General features: G+C 69.1%; 17 protein-coding genes and 1 tRNA gene. 13 read left to right on the top strand and 5 right to left on the bottom strand.

Annotation, left to right across the window (positions count from 1 at the left end):
* The first annotated feature begins 28 nt into the window (after window positions 1-28).
* Window positions 29-119: transfer RNA gene (locus tag AC4GYU_RS02350), tRNA-Ser, on the top strand.
* Window positions 120-131: 12 nt separating this feature from the next.
* Here the strand turns inward: AC4GYU_RS02350 and AC4GYU_RS02345 are convergent.
* Window positions 132-2,045 (bottom strand): M1 family metallopeptidase, encoded by a 1,914-nt coding sequence (locus AC4GYU_RS02345; RefSeq protein ID WP_491085299.1) that lies wholly within the window; start codon window positions 2,043-2,045, stop codon window positions 132-134.
* Window positions 2,046-2,111: 66 nt separating this feature from the next.
* Between AC4GYU_RS02345 and AC4GYU_RS02340 the strand changes: the two genes are divergently transcribed.
* The 3 genes from AC4GYU_RS02340 to AC4GYU_RS02330 all read left to right on the top strand — a co-directional run bounded on the left by AC4GYU_RS02340 (window position 2,112) and on the right by AC4GYU_RS02330 (window position 6,503).
* Window positions 2,112-3,302: a sensor histidine kinase gene (locus AC4GYU_RS02340; protein ID WP_491085298.1), complete on the top strand. Its 1,191-nt coding sequence runs from the start codon at window positions 2,112-2,114 to the stop codon at window positions 3,300-3,302.
* Window positions 3,303-3,331: 29 nt separating this feature from the next.
* On the top strand, window positions 3,332-4,135 hold the full coding sequence (locus AC4GYU_RS02335; protein WP_491085297.1) for a LytR/AlgR family response regulator transcription factor: 804 nt from the start codon (window positions 3,332-3,334) through the stop codon (window positions 4,133-4,135).
* A gap of 61 nt (window positions 4,136-4,196) precedes the next feature.
* On the top strand, window positions 4,197-6,503 hold the full coding sequence (locus tag AC4GYU_RS02330; protein ID WP_491085296.1) for a PAS domain-containing protein: 2,307 nt from the start codon (window positions 4,197-4,199) through the stop codon (window positions 6,501-6,503).
* Here AC4GYU_RS02330 and AC4GYU_RS02325 read toward each other — a convergent pair.
* Both AC4GYU_RS02325 and AC4GYU_RS02320 read right to left on the bottom strand, forming a co-directional pair.
* Entirely contained in the window at window positions 6,500-8,803 is a 2,304-nt protein-coding gene (locus AC4GYU_RS02325) for a putative bifunctional diguanylate cyclase/phosphodiesterase (protein ID WP_491085295.1), read from the bottom strand. The two genes, AC4GYU_RS02330 and AC4GYU_RS02325, sit on opposite strands and share 4 nt — an antisense overlap.
* Before the next feature lie 85 nt (window positions 8,804-8,888).
* The gene (locus tag AC4GYU_RS02320) at window positions 8,889-9,893 is read right to left on the bottom strand and encodes a 2-dehydropantoate 2-reductase (RefSeq protein ID WP_491085294.1); all 1,005 of its coding nucleotides are present in this window, start codon (window positions 9,891-9,893) and stop codon (window positions 8,889-8,891) included.
* Window positions 9,894-10,111: 218 nt separating this feature from the next.
* On the opposite strand from AC4GYU_RS02320, the gene trpD reads away from it, so the two are divergent.
* The 9 genes from trpD (at window position 10,112) to AC4GYU_RS02275 (ending at window position 20,203) form a co-directional block, all read left to right on the top strand.
* Window positions 10,112-11,182: an anthranilate phosphoribosyltransferase gene (trpD, locus tag AC4GYU_RS02315; protein WP_491085293.1), complete on the top strand. Its 1,071-nt coding sequence runs from the start codon at window positions 10,112-10,114 to the stop codon at window positions 11,180-11,182.
* Window positions 11,175-12,515, top strand: coding sequence for a bifunctional indole-3-glycerol-phosphate synthase TrpC/phosphoribosylanthranilate isomerase TrpF (gene trpCF / locus AC4GYU_RS02310; RefSeq protein ID WP_491085292.1), 1,341 nt, complete (start codon window positions 11,175-11,177; stop codon window positions 12,513-12,515). Before trpD ends, trpCF begins: the two co-directional genes overlap by 8 nt.
* Window positions 12,512-13,693, top strand: coding sequence for a tryptophan synthase subunit beta (gene trpB / locus AC4GYU_RS02305; protein ID WP_491085291.1), 1,182 nt, complete (start codon window positions 12,512-12,514; stop codon window positions 13,691-13,693). The genes trpCF and trpB overlap by 4 nt, the downstream gene beginning before the upstream one ends.
* Window positions 13,690-14,487, top strand: a complete 798-nt coding sequence (trpA, locus tag AC4GYU_RS02300; RefSeq protein ID WP_491085290.1) for a tryptophan synthase subunit alpha — start codon at window positions 13,690-13,692, stop codon at window positions 14,485-14,487. The genes trpB and trpA overlap by 4 nt, the downstream gene beginning before the upstream one ends.
* A 5-nt stretch (window positions 14,488-14,492) precedes the next feature.
* The gene (locus AC4GYU_RS02295) at window positions 14,493-15,368 is read left to right on the top strand and encodes an SDR family NAD(P)-dependent oxidoreductase (protein ID WP_491085289.1); all 876 of its coding nucleotides are present in this window, start codon (window positions 14,493-14,495) and stop codon (window positions 15,366-15,368) included.
* Window positions 15,361-16,458, top strand: a complete 1,098-nt coding sequence (locus tag AC4GYU_RS02290; RefSeq protein WP_491085288.1) for a 3-deoxy-7-phosphoheptulonate synthase — start codon at window positions 15,361-15,363, stop codon at window positions 16,456-16,458. The genes AC4GYU_RS02295 and AC4GYU_RS02290 overlap by 8 nt, the downstream gene beginning before the upstream one ends.
* 5 nt (window positions 16,459-16,463) lie before the next feature.
* Complete coding sequence (gene aroA / locus AC4GYU_RS02285; RefSeq protein ID WP_491085287.1) at window positions 16,464-17,741, top strand: 3-phosphoshikimate 1-carboxyvinyltransferase; 1,278 nt, start codon at window positions 16,464-16,466, stop codon at window positions 17,739-17,741.
* Window positions 17,738-18,649 carry a chorismate synthase gene (locus AC4GYU_RS02280; RefSeq protein ID WP_491085286.1) on the top strand — a complete coding sequence of 304 codons (912 nt, stop codon included), beginning with the start codon at window positions 17,738-17,740 and terminating at the stop codon, window positions 18,647-18,649. The genes aroA and AC4GYU_RS02280 overlap by 4 nt, the downstream gene beginning before the upstream one ends.
* A gap of 309 nt (window positions 18,650-18,958) precedes the next feature.
* Window positions 18,959-20,203, top strand: a complete 1,245-nt coding sequence (locus tag AC4GYU_RS02275; RefSeq protein WP_491085285.1) for a glycosyltransferase — start codon at window positions 18,959-18,961, stop codon at window positions 20,201-20,203.
* A gap of 22 nt (window positions 20,204-20,225) precedes the next feature.
* Here AC4GYU_RS02275 and paaD read toward each other — a convergent pair whose 3' ends face one another.
* Both paaD and pcaF read right to left on the bottom strand, forming a co-directional pair.
* Complete coding sequence (gene paaD, locus AC4GYU_RS02270) at window positions 20,226-20,666, bottom strand: 1,2-phenylacetyl-CoA epoxidase subunit PaaD (protein ID WP_491085284.1); 441 nt, start codon at window positions 20,664-20,666, stop codon at window positions 20,226-20,228.
* 205 nt (window positions 20,667-20,871) lie between these two features.
* Entirely contained in the window at window positions 20,872-22,074 is a 1,203-nt protein-coding gene (gene pcaF / locus AC4GYU_RS02265; RefSeq protein ID WP_491085283.1) for a 3-oxoadipyl-CoA thiolase, read from the bottom strand.
* Window positions 22,075-22,121 lie beyond the last annotated feature (47 nt).

Below are 22,121 nucleotides of genomic sequence, written 5' to 3'. Positions count from 1 at the left end.
GCGCCGGTCCAGGCATGATGGGACGTGCGGAGCGGTGGCCGAGTGGTCGAAGGCGCTCGCCTGGAAAGTGAGTATACGGCAAAACCGTATCGAGGGTTCGAATCCCTCCCGCTCCGCCAGTCCCTGTTCCCCTAGTTCAGCCCGAGCTTGTCGAGCTCCTGCGTCACCAGCGGGTGATAAAGAGGGCGGGCCTTGGGGTAGATGCGCTTGGCGATCGGGCGGCCCCAGCTGGCGTCCTCGGCGAGGCTCTTCAGCAGCGGACGGACGAACTTGCGGCGGCCCTGGCCGGTGAGGAAGCGCTCGAGGGCCGGGATCGCCGGATCGTAGCGATTGGCGACCGCCAGCGTCAGCCAGGCGAACAGCAGCTCGTTGTTGCCGGTCTCGTCGAGACGGTAGGCGCGCTCGAGCTGGTCGAGGCGGCCACGGTCGAGGGCGCGCGGGAGCTTGTTGAGGAAGCGCAGCCGCTCGTCGGTGGTCCAGCCGCTCCAGGCCGAGGGCGGGGTTCCGCCACGGGCGAAGGCCGCGACCGCGCCATCGACCGCCGCGAAGGCTTGGCGATCGGCGCCGACCGCATTGGCCGGAATGCCGGTGCCATAGACCCAGGCGTCGAGCTGCAGCTTGCGTTCGAGGGCGGCATTGCCCCGGACGAGCTCGCGGCGAAGGTCGGCGAGGAACATGGCACTGGTCACCGGCTGGAAGGCGTGGCGGTCGAACCAGCCGCGGAGGAAGGTGTCGAAGCGCTGGCGGCCGACATTGGCCTCGATCACCCGGAGGAAGGCGGCGCCCTTCTCATAGGCGATGTCGGTCAGGCCGATATCGGGGTGCCGGCCCTTGAGGTCGATCGCGAGCCGCGTGTCGGCGCCGGTCGGCCCGCCATTGTCGGTAATCGCCTGGTTGAGCGCGTCGATCCCGAGCGCGACCTGCTGGCGGGCGACCTTCGGGCCATAGATCTGCTCGACGATGCGCCGCTCGGCGTAGGTCGTAGTGCCCTCGTTGAGCCAGAAGTCGGCCCAGGTGGCATTGGTGGCGAGATTGCCCGACCAGCTGTGGGCAAGCTCGTGCGCGACGAGGCTGACCAGGCTCTTGTCCCCGGCGATGAAGGTCGGGGTCAGGAAGGTGAGGGTCGGATTCTCCATCCCGCCGAACGGGAAGGAGGGCGGCAGCACGATCATGTCGTAGCGGCCCCAGCGATACTTGCCGAACAGGCGCTCGGCGGTCTCGACCATCTTCTCGGTGTCTTCGAGCTCGCGCGCGGCGGCGGGAAGGGTGGCGGGCTCGGCCCACACACCGGTGCGGGATCCGAGCGGCTGGAACTGGAGGTCACCGACCGCGATCGCGATCAGATAAGGCGCGACCGGCTCGGTCATGCGGTAGGAGAAGACCCGTTCGCCCCTGGGGCCGGCGGACTCAACTGTCACGTTCTGGCCGCCGAGGCGCGGCGCGCTCATCACGGCGGTGAGCGGCGCGGGAACCCGGACCCGGGCCGACCAGGTCTGGCGGATGCCCGGCGAATCCTGGGTCGGGATCCAGCTCCGGTTGAGGATCGACTGGCCCTGGCTCAGCAGGAAGGGATAGCGCTTGCCGGCGGTCTGCGCCGGGGTCAGCCACTGCAGCGCCTCGGCGTCGCGGGCGACATAGGCGATGCGGATCCGGCGAGTGGCGGGCGCAAGCGCGATCGTCAGCGGCCGGCCGAGCTCCTCGCTGCCCTTGCCGAAGGAGAAAGCCAGCTGGCGGCCGGTCGTGGCATCGGTGACCCGGCTGACCTTATAGCCCTTGCTGTCGAGAACGATGCTGCGGGTGTTGGGGCGTCGCTGGATGTCTAGCGTCGCGGTGCCGCAAATCGCCTGCGCCTGGAAATCGACGGCAAGGTCGAGATCGACGTTGGTGACCCGGGCCTCGAGCGGCCGGGCGAAGCTGTGCGGATCGACCGCATCGCGGGTGGCGAGGACCGGCGCGACTGCGGGGGCGGCAGCGACGGCGGCAACGGGAACGGTCGCCGCCGCAAGGGCGAGGGCGGACGCGAAAGCGAGGGCGATACGGGTCATGGGAGCTCCTAAAGGCGCGGCCGCTCTAACCCGCGCTGAACAAGCGTTCAAAGGGCAGCGCTCGCAATGTCGAGGGGGGCGGTCTATATGGCGGGCATGGCGACCGACAGCGCCCTTGTGACCGACCGGCCCCGGCGGCGGCCCCGTGCGCTGACGCCGCGCTCGGGCCCGATCGCCCGCACGGTGGGGCTCGACGCGCCCTTCTTCGCCGACAAGAACCGGGCGTTCTGGGTGCTTCAGTCGGCCGGATGGTCGGGCTATTTCATCCTCCGGACCCTGTCGGGGATCGCCAATGCGGTCCCGGCGATGTTCGTGGTCCACACCCTGCTGCTGACCGCGACGGGCTATTCGCTGACGCTGCTGCTGGCCTCGCTCTACCGCCGGCTGATCGTGATGCGCGCGCTCTATACCGTCATCCTCAGCCTCGCCGCGGTGGTGCTCGCGTCGGCGGCCTTCTCGATCATCGAGACGTGGAGCCATGCGACCTTTGTCAAACCCGGGGCAAGCCCGGTCGGGGTGCAGTGGTTCGGCGCGATCCTGCTCAATTTCGCGCTGCTCGCGGCCTGGTCGGCGCTCTATTACGGAATCAACTATTACCTCCTCCTCGAGGAGGAGATCGACCAGCGCGCACGGCTCGAGAGCCAGGCCTCGACCGCGCAACTGGCGATGCTGCGCTATCAGCTCAACCCGCACTTCCTGTTCAACACGCTGAACAGCATCTCGACCCTGGTGCTGCTGAAGCAGACCGAGCGCGCCAATGCGATGCTGGCGCGGCTGAGCAGCTTCCTTCGCTACACGCTGGCGAACGAGCCGACCGCGCAGGTCACGCTGGCGCAGGAGGTGGAGACGCTGAAGCTCTATCTCGAGATCGAGAAGATGCGCTTCGAGGATCGGCTGCGGCCGCATTTCCGGATCGAGGCGCAGACGATCGGCGCGCGGTTGCCGAGCCTGCTGCTCCAGCCGCTGATCGAGAATGCGATCAAATATGCGGTGACACCGAGCGAAACGGGCGCCGACATCTGGATCACGGCTATCCCGCACGGCGACTATGTGCGGATCGAGGTGGCCGACAATGGAGCGGGGGGACAGGACGCACTGGTCGCGACGCAGTCGACCGGCGTCGGTCTGGCGAACACAAGGGACCGTCTGGCGCAAGCCTATGGCGAGCGGCACCGGTTCGCGACAGGCAAGAACGAACATGGGGGGTTCAGCGTTACCGTGGAGATTCCGCTCGACGCCCGACCGCTGACGGGCTGAGGAGCGGCACGAATTATTGAAGGACCTGCATGACGATCCGCACCATCCTGGTCGATGACGAACCCCTGGCGACCCAGGGACTGCTGCTCCGGCTCGAGGCGCATGACGACGTCGAGGTGATCGCGACGGCCAACAACGGCCGCGAGGCGATCCGGGCGATCAAGACCCACAAGCCCGACCTTGTCTTCCTCGACATCCAGATGCCCGGCTTCGACGGCTTCTCGGTGATCCAGGGCCTGATGGACGTCGAGCCGCCGCTGTTCGTCTTCGTCACGGCCTATTCGGAGCATGCGCTTCGCGCCTTCGAGGTGCAGGCGGTCGACTATCTCGAAAAGCCGGTGCTCGAGGACCGGCTCGCGACGACCATGGAGCGGGTCCGCCAGCGCCTGTCCGAGCGCAATGCCGCGAGCCATGCCGAGCGGCTGGCCGAGGCGCTTGCCGAACATGCGCCCGAAGCCGCAGAGGAACTGACCGACGGGGCTCCGGCCGATCCGGCCCCCGGCCGCTTCGAGAAGATGATCAACATCAAGGACCAGGGGCAGATCTTCCGGGTCGATGTCGACACGATCGAGCGGATCGACGCCGCCGGCGATTACATGTGCATCCAGACCGGCGACAACACGCTGATCCTGCGCGAGACGATGAAGGACCTTGAGAAGCGGCTCGATCCGCGCCGCTTCCAGCGCGTCCACCGCTCGACCATCGTCAATCTCGACCTCGTCCGTCAGGTGAAGCCACATACCAATGGCGAATGCTTCCTGGTGCTCAACTCGGGCGCGCAGGTGAAGGTCAGCCGATCCTATCGCGACGTGGTGGCCCGCTTCGTTCATTAACGCAGGTGAAAAGCGGGCTTGGCCGCCCGCTACCATTCGCTAAATTGCCGATATGGAAGAGATGCGGGCGAGAGGCGGCGACGGCTTCGACTTCGGTCGGGTGCTGGCGATTGCCGACGCCTTGCCCATGCCGATCGCGCTGATCGACCGGGACGAGCGCTACCGCTTCTGCAATCGGGCATTGGCCGAATTCTTCGAGCGGCCGCGCGGGCGGATCCTCGGCGCCACCCTGCGCGAAATTGTCGGGGAGGCGGCCTATCGCACCCGCGAACCCATGATCCGCGCGGCGCTGGCCGGCGAGCGGCAATGGTTCGCGGCGCCGTTCGAGCATCCGACCCGCGGTCCGATCGCGCTCCAGACCGAATATCTCCCGCAGGTCGAGCCCGACGGCGAGGTCAGCGGCATCGTGGTCATCGTCCAGGACGTGACCGAGCAGCGCGTCGCCGAGCGGGCGCTGCGCGAATCCGAGGCGCGCTTCCGGCGGATCGCCAACAGCGCGCCGGTGATCATGTGGGTCACCCGGCTCGACCGGCACCGCGAGTTCGTCAACGACGCCTATCTCGAATTCGCCGGCATCGGGCCCGATCAGGTCAACACCCACGAATGGCGTGAATGGATCCACCCCGAGGACTTCGAGCGGATGGTGGTCGAGAGCATGGCCGGGGAGGCCAGCCGCCAGCCCTTCACGCTCGAGGCACGCTATCGCCGGGCCGATGGCGAGTGGCGATGGCTGCGTTCGGTCTCGTCGCCGCGGTTCGGTGCGGACGGCGAGCTGATCGGCTTCATCGGCGCTGCCTTCGACGTCACCCCGGCCAAGCTCGGCGAACTGCAGCTGCGGGCTGAGGTCAAGGCGCAGACCGCGCAATTGTCGGCCAGCGAGGCACGCTTCCGGGCGGTGTTCGATACCGCACTCGAGATGATCGCGCTGATGACCCCGCAGGGCGATTATGTGGAGGTCAACCAGACCGCGCTCCAGGCCATGGGGATCGGCAGCAATCTTCTGGTCGGGCGCAAGGCGTGGGACCTTCCACCGGTCGCGGGCAATCCGTCGGCGCAGGCGACGATCCGCTCGCTGATCGAGCGCGGCGCGACCGGCGAGACGGGCCAGGCCGAGATCGAAGTCACGGTCGACGGCCGCAAGCAGACCCATGTCACCTCGATCAAGCCGGTGCTCGGAGAGGACGGCAAGCCGATCTACCTCGTCGGGGAAGCGCGCGACGTGTCCGAGCTTCGCGGGGCGCAGGAGCAGCTTCGCCAGAGCCAGAAGATGGAAGCGCTCGGCCAGCTCACCGGCGGCATCGCGCATGACTTCAACAATCTGCTGACGGTGGTGGTCGGCGGGCTCGACCTCATCGTGAAGCGCAGCAACGACGCCAAGCTCGAGCGCTATGCCCGCAACGCGCTCGAGGCCGCCGAGCGCGGCGCCCGCCTCACCGCGCAGCTGCTGGCGTTCAGCCGGGTCCAGCGGCTCGAGGTCAAGCCGACCCTGGTCGCGCCGCTGATCGAGAACATGCGGCCGCTGCTTCGCAACGTGCTCGGGCCGGGGATCGAGAAGAGGTTCGCGCTCGACGGCGAGTCGATGCCGGTGCTGGCCGATCCGACCCAGCTCGAGCTCGCCGTGCTCAACCTCGCCATCAATGCCCGTGACGCCATGCCCGACGGCGGTTTGCTGAGCTTCGCGACGCGCAAGCTCGCGATCAGCGGCGATCCCGAGCTCGAGCCCGGCGATTATATCGAGCTCAGCATCTCCGACACCGGGACGGGCATGCCCGAGGATGTGCTCGGCCGCGCCTTCGAGCCCTTCTTCACCACCAAGGAAGTGGGTCGGGGCACGGGGCTAGGATTGTCGATGGTCTATGGCGTCGCCCGTCAGTCGGGCGGGACCGCGCGGATCGAGAGTGAGGCTGGCGAAGGGACCACGGTCCGGCTCTATTTCCGCAAGGCCGATGTCGCGGCGGGGGAATTGGTGACCGGAAGCGCGGCGGTGGAGGCCAGCGAAAGCCGCCATGCCACGGCCGACGTGCTGGTGGTGGACGACGATCCCGACGTCCGCGGCTTCATCGTGAACAGCCTCGAGGAGCTCGGCTACAGCGTCCGCGAGGCCGGCGACGGCGAGGGCGCGCTGGCCGAATTCCACCATTCGGCACCCGATCTCGTCGTGCTCGATTATCTCATGCCCGGAATGTCGGGCGCCGAGATCGCCACCGCGATGCGCGAGGAGCGGCCCGATCAGCCGATCCTGTTCGTCTCGGGCTACAGCGAGACCGACGCGATCCGGGCGGCCGCGCCCAATGCATCATTGCTTCCCAAGCCGTTCCGCGCCGATGCGCTCGGCGCGGCGGTGCGCAAGACGCTGGCCGAGGCCTAGCTCGCCATCTTGCGGGCGCCCAGCCCGGTGACGAGCTGGTTGGCGCGCTCGTAGGAGAGCGGCTTGCCGAACAGATAGCCCTGGATCGTGTCGCAGCCGAGTTCGCGCATGCGCTCGAAATCCTCGGCCGTCTCTACGCCTTCGGCGGTGACCGACATGCGGAAATCCTTGGCGAGCTGCACGATCGACTTGATGATCGCGACGTTGCCCGGCCGGGTGCCCGCGTCGCGGACGAAGCTGCCGTCGATCTTCAGTTTGTGGAAGACGGCCTTGTTCAGATAGCCGATCGACGAATAGCCGGTGCCGAAGTCGTCGAGCGCGATCCCGACGCCGAGCGCGCGCAGGCGGCCGAGAATGTCGAGGCTGCGGCTCGAGCTGTCGAGGAACACGCCCTCGGTCACTTCGAGCTCGATCCGGTTGCCCGGGAGCCGGTGCCGGGCGAGCGCCTGGCTGACGACATTGGGCAGGTTCGGCAGGATGATCTGCTTGGGGCTGACGTTGAGCGCGACCGTGATCGGCTCGGGCCAGCTCGCGGCGGCGCGGCAGGCCTCCTCGATGATGAATTCGCCCAAGGGGCCCATCAGGCCGCATTCCTCGGCCACCGGAATGAAGACGTTGGGCGGCACGAAGCCACGCCGCGGGTGGTTCCAGCGGACCAGCGCCTCGAACCCGACCAGCTTCTGGTTCTTGGCGCTGACCAGCGGCTGGAAGGCGAGGTGGAACTGCTTGGCCTCGAGCGCGGAGCGCAGGTCGGCCTCGAGACGGACCCGGTCCTCCTGCTCGCTCTGCAGCTCGGAACTGAAGTAGCGGACCACGCCCCGGCCGGCATCCTTCGCCTGGTAAAGGGCAAGGTCGGCCTTCAAGATGAGGTCGTCGACCGTCGCCCCGTCGATCGGCCCGAAGGCACAGCCGACCGAGACGCCGATCCGGATTTCGGTCCCGTCGATGAGGAAGGGCTCGGCGATCGCGACGATAATCCGGTCGGCGAGCTGCTCGATCTTGCGGCGGCTCTGCGCGTCCGGGATGACGATCGCGAATTCGTCGCCGCCGAGGCGGCCGACATGGCCGTCGGCGCCGACTTCGTCGCACAGCCGCTTGGCCACCGCCTGGAGCACCGCGTCACCCTTGGGGTGACCGAAGGTGTCGTTGACCGGTTTGAACCCGTCGAGGTCGAGGAACATGATCGCGCACGGCACATTGCCGGCGGTCGCGGCGCGCAGCGCCTCGCCTAGGAGCTGGCGGACCCGGCCGCGATTGGGCAGGCCCGACAGCACGTCGACATTGGCGAGGTGGGTCAGACGCTCCTGCGTGTGGCGGACGTCGGTGATGTCGAGCCCGACCCCGCGGAAGCCCTCGAATCGGCCCGCGGTGTCGATGATCGGGTCGCCCGACAGCGAGATCCAGCGATGGCCGCGCGCGGTCTTCAGCTCCATCTCGAGATTGGTGAATTGCTGCTTGTCGAGGAGGACCCGGCCGAGCTCGGCATGGCCACCGAGCAGGGCGGGCAGCGAATGGCCGAGGATCTGGGTCGAGGGACGGCCGATGAGGGCGCCCATTCGGCTCGAGATGTAGACGACGCGATTCTCCGCATCGACTTGCCACAGCCAGCCCACGCCGCGCTGCTCATATTCCTGGAGGAGGAGCGAGGCGCTTTCGGACTGCGAACCCATGTCGGCGTTGGTCTTGAGCTGCCCCGCGGCCCAGCGAGCGACGGTGAGGACGCCAAAGACGGCGACCCCGAGCACGAACAGCATTGACAGCAATTGCTGGAAGCCGACGGTCGACTGCATCAGCAGCAGCGCGCCCGACAAGCCGAGGGTGAAGGCGCTCATCCAGGCGACGGCGCAGGAGAAGATGACGACGAGGCCGAGCCCGGCGACGCCGACGCCGGCGATCAGCGTCCCGGCGATCATCTGGCCGCCGGTCGACAGCGACGAGAAGAGGTAGAGTGGGAGGCTCAGCCAAACCATCGCCCGGGCGATCACGTCGCCGATCATGACATAATCGGGCACGGTCTGGCCCGAGCGACCGACGCAGGTCACCGCCTGGCTCTGGCTCCAGCGCATGGCGAGGAAGTTGACCATAGCGACGCCGCCGACCCAGCCGGCCAGCCACAGCGCGTCCACCGAGCCCCACAGGGCCGCGGCGAAGAGGATGGCGGCGACGGTGTTGGTGAGCGCGAAGAAGGGGGCGAGATGGCCCCGCGCGATGAGCTGCGCATCCCGCAGCGGCGAACCCGCGCCGCCGCTGTCGCGGGCGAAACCCGCCGACTCGCCGTCCGGAAGCCTGGCGGCGATCATGCGTTTGTAACGGTCGGGGGCCTCGTACATCGTTCGGGTCAGACTCCTGTCCGTGCCAGCTAGCCCGGAGAGGGTTGAGACCGAGTTAAGAAGTCGAACCCGCGACGCGGTCGGGGGAAAGGCGCGGGCTGCCGGCACCCGCCTGTTCGGCGGCGCGGATGGCGGCGGCGATGGCGCGATTGACGGGGGTCGGAATTCCGCACTTTTCGCCGCGCCGGATGATCGCGCCCTGGAGGTCGTCGATCTCGGTCGGGCGGCGCCGTTCGAGGTCCTCCCACATCGACGAGCGGGCGGTCCGGTCGATTTTTACGCCACGCTTGGCAAGCTGCCGGAAGAGGAGATTCGGCAGCCGGAGCATGCGTGGCATCCGGGTGACCGGGACCTTGCTCATGCTCCAGGGGGTGATTCCCTCGGCCCGGAAGACCGCAAGTGCTTCCTCCTGCGCCGCAGCGAACAGGCGTCGCCAGCGGCGGTCGGCGAGCTGCTCGGCGAGTGTCAGGCCGGACAGAGCATTCAGCGCATTGTTGAGATTGTAGAGGAGCTTGCCGGCGAGCACCTCGTCCATGCGCTGGTGAACCACGAAGTCGAGGTGCGGGGCCACGAACAAGGGGGCGATGCCGGCTACTTCCTCGATCACGATCGGGCCGCTGGTCCCACGGTGGAAGGCACCGCCGCCAAGGTTGAGGACGTTGAAGCTGACCATTCCGCCATGGACCTGATGGCCGGGCAGCGCGGCGCGCAGCCGAGCGGCATTGTCGAGGCCGTTCTGGAGGCTGACGATGTCGGCATCGGTGGGTGCGTGCGCGGCGATCAGCGCCGCCATCTCGCTCGTTTGGCCACCCTTTACGGTGACCAGGACGATTTCCGCATCCGCGAGGGCCTCGGTGGGATCGGTGGTGGCGCGCACCTGCCGGGGCTGGATCGTCTCGCTCCAGCCTTCAAGGCTGGTCAGCTGGAGCCCTTTCTCCCGGACGGTCTCGACGATTGCCGCGCGGCCGAGCAGGGTCACCTCGTTGCCGCCGAGCGCGGCCAGGCCGCCGACGAAACAGCCGATGCTTCCCGCCCCGGCGATGGTGATCCTATGGCCCATAGCCCGTGTCGTGGCCCGGTCCCCGGCGGTTGACAAGTTGGCGTCGCGCCGGGAAGAAGGCGCCCGTGACCAAGACCTGGCATCAGTGGTGGGCAATCCCGGCGGCAGCGCGATGGCGTTGGCGGTGAACTGAACGCGTTCCCCCGACCCTCAAGCGACCCGCCGCCCGCCCCTCCAGGCGGGCTTTTTTGTGCCCTCGTCCCGAAAGCCTTCGTCCCATGAGTCCCACTGCCCAGTTCACGGCCGTCATCCCGTCCGAGCCGCCGGTCGACACCGGCCCGGTCCCCAATCCCCTGCCGCGCCTGCTGGCGGGCGAGGACCTCAACGCCGACGAGGCCCAGCATCTGTTCGAGCGGCTGGTGCTCGGCCGGCTCGAGCCGGGGGAGATCGGCGGCATGCTGATCGCGCTCCGGATGAAGGGCGAGACGCCCGAGGAGATGATCGGCGCGGCGCAGGCCCTGCTCGCGGCGGCCACCCCGTTCGAACGGCCCGAGGGGCTGTTTGCCGACTGCTGCGGGACGGGCGGCGACGGGGCGGGCACGATCAACGTCTCGACCGCCGCCGGCCTCGTCGCCGCGGCCGCCGGACTGCCGGTGGTCAAGCATGGCAATCGCTCGGTCTCGAGCCGCTGCGGCTCGGCCGACGTGCTCGAGCAGATGGGGGTCGCGCTGGAACTCTGCCCCGATCGCGCTCGGGCCCTCCTCGATGAGACCGGCTTCACCTTCCTGTTCGCACCGGCCTATCACCCGGGGATGAAGCATGCCGGCATCGTGCGGCGGCAATTGTCGGTGCGGACGGTGATGAACCTCCTCGGCCCCTGCGTGAATCCGGCGCGGCCACCGGTTCAGCTGCTCGGAGTCGCCGATCCGCGAATGCTGCGCCGGATTGCGCAGGTGCTGGCCGCGCTCGGCACGCGCGAGGCGCTGGTGGTGCATGGCGCGGGCACCGACGAGATTGCGCTCCACGGCGAGACGCGCGCCATAAGGGTCAGCGGCGGCGAGCTCGAGGAACTGGTGCTGACGCCCGAGGAAGCCGGCTTCGAGCGAGGTGCGCTTCACGAGATCGAAGGTGGCGACCCCGCCGACAATGCCGCCCGGCTGAGCGACCTCCTTGGCGGCGGAGGCCACGCGGCCGACCAGCAGGCGGTAGCGCTCAATGCCGGCGCCCTGCTGTGGACCGCCGGTCGGGCCTCGACTTTCGCCGAGGGCAGCGCGCTGGCGCTCGACACGCTCCGCTCGGGCGCCGCGGGCCGCACCCTCGCCGCCGTGGTGGAGGCGAGCCGTGGCTGACGTTTTGGGAGAGATTGTCGCCCACAAGAGGCGCGAGGTCGCCGAGCGGCTGCGCGGCTTCGATTCGACGGGCATCGCTCCGACCAGCCGGAGCCTTCGCGCGGCGCTCGCGCAGCCGGGCGCGCGCTTCATCACCGAAGTGAAGCGGGCCTCGCCCTCGGGGCATCGCTCGGCGCATTCCGTCGACACCGCCATCGCGGCCTATGCCGGCGTCACCGAGGCGGTCAGCGTGCTTACCGACGCGCGCTATTTCGGCGGCTCCTTCGACGCGCTCGACCGCGTCCGGAGCCGTTTCGACGGCCCGATCATCGCCAAGGATTTCGTGGTCGTCCCCGCCCAGGTCGCCGAGGCGCGGCGCCACGGGGCGGACGCGGTGCTGTGCATGCTCTCGGTGCTCGGCGACGATGAGGCCAGGGCGGTGATGGCCGAGGCCGCGCGGCTCGGGATGGACGTGCTGGTCGAAGTCCATGACGAGGCCGAGCTCGACCGCGCGCTGGCGCTCGGCGCGACCCTCGTCGGGATCAACAATCGCGATCTCAAGAGTCTTCGGACCGACCTCGCCGTCACCGAGCGCCTCGCGGGTCGCGTGCCTGCCGGCGTGACGCTCGTCAGCGAATCGGGGGTCGCGACCCGCACCGATACCGAGCGTTTGAGCCCCCATGCCGACGCTTTCCTCGTCGGCTCGTCGCTGATGGCGGCGAACGACATGCATGAGGCGACCCGGGCCTTGCTCTTCGGGCGGGTGAAAATCTGTGGCCTGACCCAGCCCGAGGATATCGCGGCGGCCGCGGCGGCGGGCGCAACCCATGCAGGGCTGATCCTCGTCCCTGGCACCCCGCGGGCGCTTTCGGCCGAGGAGGCGGAGGCGCTTGCCGAAACCGCCCGTAGCCACGGTCTCAAGCCGGTCGGCGTATTCCGTGATCGTGAACCGGGGAAGGTCGCCGAACTCGCGGCCAAGCTCGACCTCGCAGCGGTTCAGCTGCATGGCCAGGAGACTCCCGCCGACGTGGCGGCCCTTCGCGACCGCTTCGACGGTGAAATCTGGACCGCGGGCTTCGAGGAGCGCGGCGGCGACCGGCACTTGTTCGATTCCCCCGGCGGCGGGACCGGCGAGCCTTGCGACTGGGACGCGGTCCGCGCGCATCCGGCCAGGGCGTCGGCATTTCTCGCGGGCGGGATCGGTCCCGACAATGCCCGGGCGGCACAGGCCACGGGCGTTCATGGCCTCGACGCCAGCTCGCGGCTCGAATCCGCCCCCGGAATCAAGGATCCGGCCAAGGTGAGGGCGCTGTTCGACGCGCTTCGCCTGCCGACACGGAGTGACACGAAATGAAGCATGATGGACGGTTCGGGCGCTTCGGCGGATGCTTCGTGCCCGAGATCCTGGTGCCCGCGCTCGAGCAGCTCGAGGGCGCCTTCCTCGAAGCCGAGGCCGATACGGGCTTCCGAGCCGAGCTCGACGCCTTGCTCGCCACCTATGCGGGTCGCCCCACTCCGCTGACCCGCTGTCGCAACCTCGGCGCCGACACGCCCGCGCGCATCTACCTCAAGCGCGAGGACCTGCTTCACGGCGGCGCGCACAAGACCAACCAGGTGCTCGGCCAGGCGCTTCTCGCTAAGCGGATGGGCAAGACCCGGCTCATCGCCGAGACCGGCGCCGGGCAGCATGGCGTCGCGACTGCGCTCGCCGGTGCGCTCTTCGGGCTCGAAACCGAAATCTACATGGGCGCGGACGACGTCGCCCGGCAGCAGCTGAACGTCTTCCGGATGGAGCTGATGGGGGCCAAGGTCGTCCCCGTCACCGCCGGGGATCGGACCTTGAAGGACGCGGTCAACGAGGCGCTGCGCGACTGGACCGCGAGCTTCGCCGACACCCATTATCTCCTCGGCACCGCGGCCGGTCCGCATCCCTTCCCGACCATGGTCCGCCAGTTCCAGCGGGTGATCGGCAAGGAAGCCCGCGCACAGGTCCTCGAGGTCGAGGGCCGCCTCCCAGACGCCGTCCTCGCCTGCGTCGGCGGGGGCTCCAACGCCATCGGCATGTTCGCCGACTTCATCGACGATGAGGATGTCCGCCTCGTCGGCTGCGAGGCGGCCGGCAAGGGGCTTCACGGCCACGAGCATGGCGCGACCATCCTCAAGGGGACGCCAGGGATCCTCCATGGGACGGAGACCTTGCTCCTCCAGGACCGCGACGGGCAGATCGCCGATACCTGGTCGATGTCGGCCGGGCTCGATTATCCGGGCGTGGGCCCCGAGCATGCCTATCTTCGCGAGATTGGCCGCGCCGATTATGTGGGGGTGACCGACGCCGACGCGCTCGATGCATTCCAGGCGCTGGCCCGCTCCGAGGGGATTATCCCCGCCTTCGAAAGCGCTCACGCCATCGCGTTCGCACTCAAGATGGCGCGCGAGGCGACGCGTGAGACGGTGATCGTGGTCAACCTCTCGGGCCGCGGCGACAAGGACATGGCGAGCGCGGTGAAGCTGCTTAAGGGCGACGCGCAATGAGCCGCTACGACGAGATGTTCGCGCGGCTGAAGCAGCGCGGCGAGGGTGCGTTCGGCGGATTCCTGATGCTCGGCGATCCCGACAAGGCGACCAGCGCTCTCCTTCTCGACGCGCTGGTCGAGGGCGGCGCGGACATGATCGAGGTCGGCATCCCCTTCAGCGATCCGGTCGCCGACGGCCCCGTCATCCAGGCCGCGTCCGAGCGGGCGCTGCGCTCCGGCATGAAGGTCGACGACAGCTTTGACCTCATCCGCGACCTTCGCGCGCGGCACCCGGCGATCCCGTTCGGGATCCTCACCTACGCCAACATTCTCCATGCGCGCGGCCGCGAGCAGTTCATGGCCGATGCCGCTGCGGCCGGCGCCGATTCAATCCTCGTCGCCGATGTCCCCAGCCTTGAGGCCCCGCGCTACAGCGAGGCCGCCAAGACCGCCGGGCTCGAACTCGTCATGATCGCCGCGCCCAATACGCCGCGGCCGGTGCTCGACCGGATCGCGGCCTTGTCGGGTGGCTATACTTACTGCGTTGCTCGCGCAGGAGTGACGGGAACGAGCGAAAAACTCGCGCTAGACCATGACGCCCTGTTCGCCGGCCTCGCCGAGGCCGCCGCCCCGCCGCCGATCCTCGGCTTCGGCATCTCGACCCCGGAGCAGGTCGCGGACGCGCTCGCCAGCGGTGCGGCGGGAGTCATCGCGGGGTCGGCACTGGTCAAGTGTGGCGCGGACCCGGCGGCGCTCGCCAGCCTTGTCAGCGGGCTCAAGCGCGCTACTGCCCTGCCCAACCAGGAGAGGTAGGAAGAATGGCCGTTTCGCTTGAAGCTCGCACCGCCATCGTCACCGGCGCCGGGGGTGGCCTTGGCCGGACCCACGCGCTTCTGCTCGGCCGCGCCGGAGCGAAGGTGATCGTCAACGACATTCCCCAGTCGCTCGCCAACGCCGAAAGCGTGGTCGAGGAGATCCGGGCCGCGGGCGGCACTGCAGAAGCATTCGGCGCGAGCGTCACCGACGAGGCCGCGGTTGCCGAGATGGTGGGCAAGGCCGGTGCGGTCGACATCCTCGTCAACAATGCGGGCATCCTGCGCGACAAGAGCTTCGCCAAGATGAGCCTCGACGAGTTCCGCCTCGTCATAGACGTCCACCTCATGGGCAGCGTCATCTGCACCAAGGCGGTGTGGGACGGCATGCGCGAGCGCAACTACGGCCGGATCGTCATGACCACCTCGTCGAGCGGGCTCTACGGCAATTTCGGCCAGAGCAATTATGGCGCGGCCAAGATGGCGCTCGTCGGCCTCATGCAGACGCTGTCGATCGAGGGCGCCAAGAACAACATCAAGGTCAATTGCCTGGCGCCGACCGCGCGCACCGCGATGACCGAGAACCTCCTGCCCCCGCAGGCGCTCGAGCTGCTGGGCCCCGAATACGTCAGCCCCGCGCTCCTCGCGCTGGTCGCCGACAATGCGCCGAGCCGGACCATCCTCGCCGCCGGCGCGCAGGGGGTGGAGCAGGCGCATGTCACGCTGACCAAGGGCATTTCGATCAAGGGCATGGACGACCTCGAGGCGGCCTCGGCGATCCTCGACCGGCTGGCCGAGATCGGTGACCCCGCCACCGCGACCATCCCCGCGTCGGGGCTGGAGCAGGGGCAGATCGAACTCGGCAAGGCGCTGGGTGCCTGAAGTGACGACCGGCTGGACTCCCGCTCTGTGGCGCACGCGCCCCGCGGCGCAGCAGCCGGTCTATGCCGATGCCGCGGCGCTTGCCGCAGCCGAGAAGACCCTCGCCGCCGCCGCGCCGCTGGTCACGCTCTCCGCCATCGACACGCTGCGCGAGCGGCTTGCCGGCGCTGCGTCGGGCCGGGCGCTGCTGCTCCAGGGCGGTGACTGCGCGGAGACGTTCGCGCCGGCCGACGTGGCGGGACTGAAGCGCCTGTTCGATGACTTGTCGGCCGAGCTTCCGTTGCCGGTGGTGCCGGTGGCGCGGCTTGCCGGGCAATTCGCCAAGCCGCGCACCGTCGAGGGCCGGGTTTGGCGGGGCGAGATCGTCAACGGTCGCGAGGCGCTTGAGCCCGATCCCGAGCGGATGCTGCGGGCCTACCGGCACGCCGCCGCGACCGCCGCCGCCGTGCCCGAGGGTCTTTTCCTCAGCCACGAGGCGCTGCTTCTGCCCTACGAGCAGGCCTTCGTCCGGCAGGCGGAGGATGGTCGCTGGTGGAGCGGGTCGGGCCACATGCTGTGGATCGGCGAGCGGACCCGGCAACTGGGCGGCGCGCATGTCACCTTCGCCGCCGGCCTCGCCAACCCGATCGGGGTCAAGCTCGGTTCGGTCGAGGCCGACGACCTCCGGGCGCTGGCCGATCGGCTCGATCCCGAGCGGCTACCCGGGCGGCTGACCTTCATCGTCCGTATGGGCGAGGCGATCGGCGGGCGACTGCCTGCGCTGATGCGGGCGCTCCGGCAGGACGGGCGCATGCCTTTGTGGGTCAGCGATCCCCTCCACGGCAACACCGAGCGGGGCGGCTCGCGCAAGGTCCGGCGGATGGAGGCGATCCTCGACGAGGTCGCGGCCTTCGTCGCCATTGCCCGGAGCGAGGGCGTGCACGCAGGCGGCCTCCACCTCGAGATGACGCCCGAAGACGTCGCCGAATGCACCGGCGGGGACGAGGGCGAGGGCTGGACCAGTGCCTGCGATCCGCGTCTCAATCCGCGCCAGGCCGCCCGGGTCGTCCGGGCCTTCGTCGCCGCGGGCGCGCAGCGAGACGCCGCCTGAAACTCGTGGCTTCCCCGAGCGGGCCGCTGGCCGGACGGTTCGCGGTACCGGGCGACAAGAGCCTGTCGCACCGGGCGCTGATCTTTGGCGCGCTGGCGAGCGGCGAGACCGTGATCGCCGGGCTCCTCGAAAGCGAGGACGTGCTTGCGACCGCCGCTGCGCTCCGCGCCTTCGGGATCCGGGTCGAGCGGTTCGGGCCGGGGCGCTGGCGGGTGATCGGGGGGCCGTGGCGCGATCCCGAGGGCCTGATCGACTGCGGCAATAGTGGGACTTCGGCGCGGCTGCTGATGGGCGCGGCGGCGGGGCAGGGCGTCAGCGCGACCTTCACCGGCGACGCGAGCCTGTCGAAGCGACCGATGCGCCGGGTTCGGGCCCCGCTCGAGGCCATGGGCGTCCGCTTTGAAGGCGGCGACACGCTGCCACTGACGGTGCACGGGCCGGTCACCCGCGGGATCGATCACGTCAACGTGCCGGCGAGCGCACAGGTCAAGTCGGCGGTGCTGCTGGCGGGGCTGGGTACCGACCAACAGGTGGCGGTGAGCGAACCGGTCCCGAGCAGAGACCATAGCGAGATCATGCTCGCCGAATTCGGGGTCGAGGTTATCGTCGAGGGCGGGACCGTCCGGCTCGGAGAGCGGCGCGGCCTTGAGGGACGGCTGGTCAGTGTCGCGGGCGATCCCTCCTCGGCCGCCTTCGCGCTGGGGGCGGCGGCGATCGTGCCGGGATCCGAGGTGACGGTCGAGAACGTGCTCCTCAATCCGCATCGCTCGGGTTTCGTCATGGCGCTGCAGCGGATGGGCGCCGACCTCGCGATGAGCAACATCCGCGGCCAGAATGGCGAGACGATCGGCGACGTCCGGGTTCGCTTCGGTCCGCTGTTCGGGGCCGAATTCACGCCCGAGGAAATTCCCTCGATGGTCGACGAGATCCCCATCCTCGCCGTGGTCGCGGCCGGGGCGCGGGGCGAGACCCGCATCGAGGGCCTGGACGAGCTCCGCCACAAGGAAAGCGACCGGCTCGCGCTGATGGCCGAGGGGCTCAAAGCCTGCGGGGTCGAGGCGCGGGCGGAGGGCGATGCCTTGGTGATCCGGGGCGGCCCCATCCGGGGCGGGGCCACGGTCCGGACCGAGGGCGACCACCGGATCGCGATGAGCCACCTCGTCCTCGGGCTCGCGGCGGCAGAGCCGGTCGCGGTCGAGGAGGGCGAGATGATCGCGACCAGCTTCCCGACCTTCCGCGAGGCGATGCGGGGGATCGGGGCGCGGATCGAGGAACGGGCATGAGCGTCAACAGCTTCGGGCGGCTCTTCCGCTTCACCACGTGGGGCGAGAGCCATGGGCCGGCGATCGGGGTGGTGGTCGACGGCTGCCCGCCGGGGCTGCCCCTCGGCGAGGAGCAGGTCCAGCACTTCCTCGACGCACGGCGGCCGGGGACGGGCAGGAACGTCTCGCCGCGCCAGGAGCCCGACCGGGTGCGGATCCTGTCGGGGCTGTTCGAGGGCCGGACGACAGGCACGCCGATCGCGATGATGATCGAGAATGTCGATGCGCGGTCGAAGGACTATGCCGGCCTGCCGCCGCGGCCGGGCCATGCCGATGCGGCTTATGATGCCAAATATGGCTTCCGCGATCCGCGCGGCGGGGGCCGGGCGAGCGCGCGCGAGACTGCCATGCGGGTCGCGGCGAGCGCCGTGGCGCGGTTGGTCATTCCCGAAGTCCGGATCGAGGCGCGGGTGGCCGAGATCGGCGGCGAGGCGGAACCGGCGAAGTGGGAGGCGCTGCTCGACGCCGCGCGGGGCGACCAGGACAGCCTCGGCGCGATCATCGAATGCATCGCCGAGGGCGTGCCCGCCGGCTGGGGCGCGCCGATCTACGCCAAGCTCGATTCCGACCTCGCCGCGGCCTGCATGGGCGTGAATGCGGTGAAGGGGGTCGAGATCGGCGAGGGTTTCGCCGCGGGCCGGGCGCGGGGCAAGGACAGCCGCGAGGCGATGCTGGCAAGCGGGATCGACGGCGGCATCTCGACCGGACAGCCGATCCGGGTCCGGGTGGCGTTCAAGCCGACCAGCAGCATCGGCATCGGCGGCCGCCACGACCCCTGCGTCGGCATCCGTGGCGCGCCCGTCATCGAGGCGATGGTGGCGCTGGTCCTGGCCGACCACAAGATGCTCCACCGGGGGCAGTGCGGCTGAGCGAAATCAGGGACGAAGTTGACGAAGTTGACATAGGACGGGGTCTTCGCGCCGAGCCTTTCCTGGTGAATCCGAAAGGGCCGACCCGAACCGCTGCGGTACTTAAATCAGCTATTTTCCTACGTTGCAAGCGCCAGGAAAGGGACTGGGCCCCTGCGTTCGCAGGGGAGCAAGCGCGGGCCGTCGTTAAGTTGTTCTGATAGTCGCAAGTAGAGGCGCAAAGTAAATAGAACTATTCCGGTGCCACCGCTGGCATATCGGGAAGATGTTCCGCTTTGAGGCGCAGGGGCATATTCTTAACCTGCGTTTATGGATAATTTCCTCAAGGCGCGGCCTGCGGCCAATGTTCTCTATCTCAGCTACGACGGAATGACCGACCCGCTGGGGCCGAGCCAGGTCCTCGCCTATCTGGTCGAGCTGGTGAAGGCGGGGCACCGGATCACCCTCATCAGCTTCGAGAAGCCCGAACGGTCGGCGGCGGAGATGCTGGCGGTCCGGACCTTCTGCCGGGCGGCCGGGATCGACTGGCATCCGCTGACCTATACCAAGCGCCCGCCAGTCATCGCCAAGCTGCGCGACCTTCGCGCCATGTGGCGATTGGTCACCCGCCTGTCGAAGCCGCGCGCCTTCGATATCGTCCACTGCCGGAGCTACATGCCGGCCCTCGTCGGATCACGGTACAAGAAACTGACGGGCGCCAAGCTCATCTTCGACATGCGCGGTTTCTGGGCCGACGAGCGGGTCGAGGGCGGCCTGTGGTCGACCAGCCACCCAGTGTACGGCGCCATCTATCGCTGGATGAAGAAGCAGGAGAAGAGCCTGCTCGACGCGTCGGACCATACGGTGGTGCTGACCGAGCGGGCGCGGGGGATCATGCGCGACGACTGGCATGTCGGCGCGGACAAGCCGATCACGGTCATCCCCTGCTGCGCCGATCTCGAGGCCTTCTCGCGCTCGCTTCCGGCGCAGCGGGCGGAGGCACGGCGGCGGCTCGACATCGCGGAGGACTCAAAGGTCGCGGTCTATCTCGGCTCGATCGGCACCTGGTACATGCTCGGCGAGATGCTCGACTGTTTCGCGGTCCAGCGGCGTGCGGACCCCTCGGCGGTGATGCTGTTCGTCACCCGCGATGCGCCCGGGCCGATCCTGGCGGCGGCGCAGGCGCGCGGCATTCCGGCGAGCGCGATCCGGATCCAGTCGGCGGGGCGGAGCGACGTGCCGCACTATCTCGCGGCGGCGGATTATGGCCTGTTCTTCATCCGCCCGACCTTCTCCAAGCAGGCGAGCTCACCGGTGAAGCTCGGCGAGCTGCTGGCGGTCGGGCTGCCGGTCGTGACCAATGCCGGGGTCGGCGATGTCGACCATATCGTCCGCGAGACGGGCGCCGGGGTGCTGGTCGGGGCTTTCGACCAGACGGCCTATGGCGAAGCCATTGCCGCGGTCGCGGGGCTGACGGTCAGCGACGAGCGGCGCCGCGAGGGGCTCAAGCGCTGGTTCGACCTGTCGATGGGAGTCGCGCGCTACGACACTATCTACCGGGCGCTGGCGGCCTGACTCGACGGGCGCCGCACGGCGCTCAATGGCATTTGAAGCGGTCGAAGGGCTCGAGGCAGTCACGGCAGCGCCACTGGCTCTTGCAGGGGGTGGAGCCGAAGCGGCTGACTTCCTCGACGTGGCTCGACCCGCATTGCGGGCAGGCGACCTCGCCCGACGGCTCGGGCGGAGCGATGCCGTAGCGGCGGAGTTTCTCGCGGCCTTCCGGGGTGATCCACTCGGTTGTCCAGGGCGGGGCGATGACGGTCTCGATCGCCGTCGACCGGTAACCGGCGGAGTCGAGCGCGGCGCGGATCGACTGCTCGATGAAGAGGGTCGCAGGGCAGCCCGAATAGGTCGGGGTGATGGTCACCTTGTCGGGCGTAACCGCGCGGACGATCCCGAGCTCGACCACCGAGACGGCGGGGATCTCGGGATCGGGGACTTCCTGAAGAACGGCCCAGAGGGGGGCGGTGTCGGTCATCGCACCTCATATAGCGTCACCCTGAACTTGTTTCAGGGTCCATCTTTTCACTCCCGCCTTCGGTACGTGTGGGGGCATCGATGCTGAAACGAGTTCAGCATGACGAGGCTTGCAGCATGGGTGCTGAAAGACGTTCGGCACGACAAGCCGAGCCCCCTCCGCCCCTTCGGGGCACCTCCCCCAGGTGCCCGGGGAAGGAGCAAGGTCAGACGCGTTCGATGACCATCGCGATGCCCTGGCCGACGCCGATGCACATGGTGGCGAGGGCGTAGCGGCCGCCGGTCTCGCGCAGCTGGAGCGCGGCGGTGCCGGCGAGGCGCGCGCCGCTCATGCCGAGCGGATGGCCGAGCGCGATGGCGCCGCCATTGGGGTTCACGCGGGCATCGTTGTCCGGAAGGCCGAGTTCGCGCAGCACGGCGAGGCCTTGCGCGGCGAAAGCCTCGTTCAATTCGATGACGTCGAGCTGGTCGAGGGTAAGGCCGAGGCGGGCGAGGAGCTTCGTCGTCGCGGGCGCGGGGCCGATGCCCATGATGCGCGGGGGAACGCCGGCGACCGCGGTCCCGAGGACTCGGGCGATGGGGGTCAGGCCGTGGCGCCTCGCGGCCTCTTCGGACGCGATCAGCAGGGCGGCGGCGCCGTCGTTGACGCCGCTCGCATTGCCGGCGGTGACGGTGCCGTCCTTGCGCACGATGGGCTTCAGCGCCGCGAGCTTGTCGAGGCCGGTGAGGCGGGGATGCTCGTCGCGGTCGACCGTGGTCACTTCGCCCTTGCGGCCGGGGATGGCGACCGGGACGATCTCGGCGGCGAGGCGGCCATTGACCTGCGCCGCGGCGGCCTTTTCCTGGCTGCGGTGGGCGAAGGCGTCCTGGTCCTCGCGGTTGACCTTGAAGTCGTCGGCGACGTTCTCGGCGGTCGAGGGCATGGTATCGTCGCCATAGGCGTCGCGGAGCTTGGGATTGACGAAGCGCCAGCCGATGGTGGTGTCGTAGATTTCGGCGTTGCGGTCGAAGGCGCTCGTCGCCTTGGGCATGACGAAGGGCGCGCGGCTCATGCTTTCGGAGCCGCCGGCGATGATGAGGTCGGCCTCGCCCGAGCGAATGGTGCGCGCGGCCATGGCGACCGCGTCGAGGCCCGAGCCGCACAGGCGATTGAGGGTGACGCCGCCGCTGTCCTGCGGCAGGCCGGCGAGAAGCCCCGCCATGCGCGCGAGGTTGCGATTGTCCTCGCCCGCCTGGTTGGCGCAGCCGAGGATGATGTCGTCGAGCGCGGCCCATTCGACGCTGCCGTTGCGCGCCTTGAGCGCGCGGATGGGAATGGCGGCGAGGTCGTCGGCGCGGACCGGGGAGAGCGCCCCGCCGTAGCGGCCGATCGGGGTGCGGATGTAGTCGCAGATGAAGGCTTGGGTCATGCTGTTCCCCGGCGAAAGCCGGGGCCCAGTGGCCTTCTTTCGCCTCG

It is taken from the genome of Sphingomonas sp. SP2 (genome assembly GCF_058313385.1).
The sequence above is the reverse complement of the archived record's forward strand: the minus strand, read 5'-3'. Positions and strand labels throughout refer to the sequence as shown.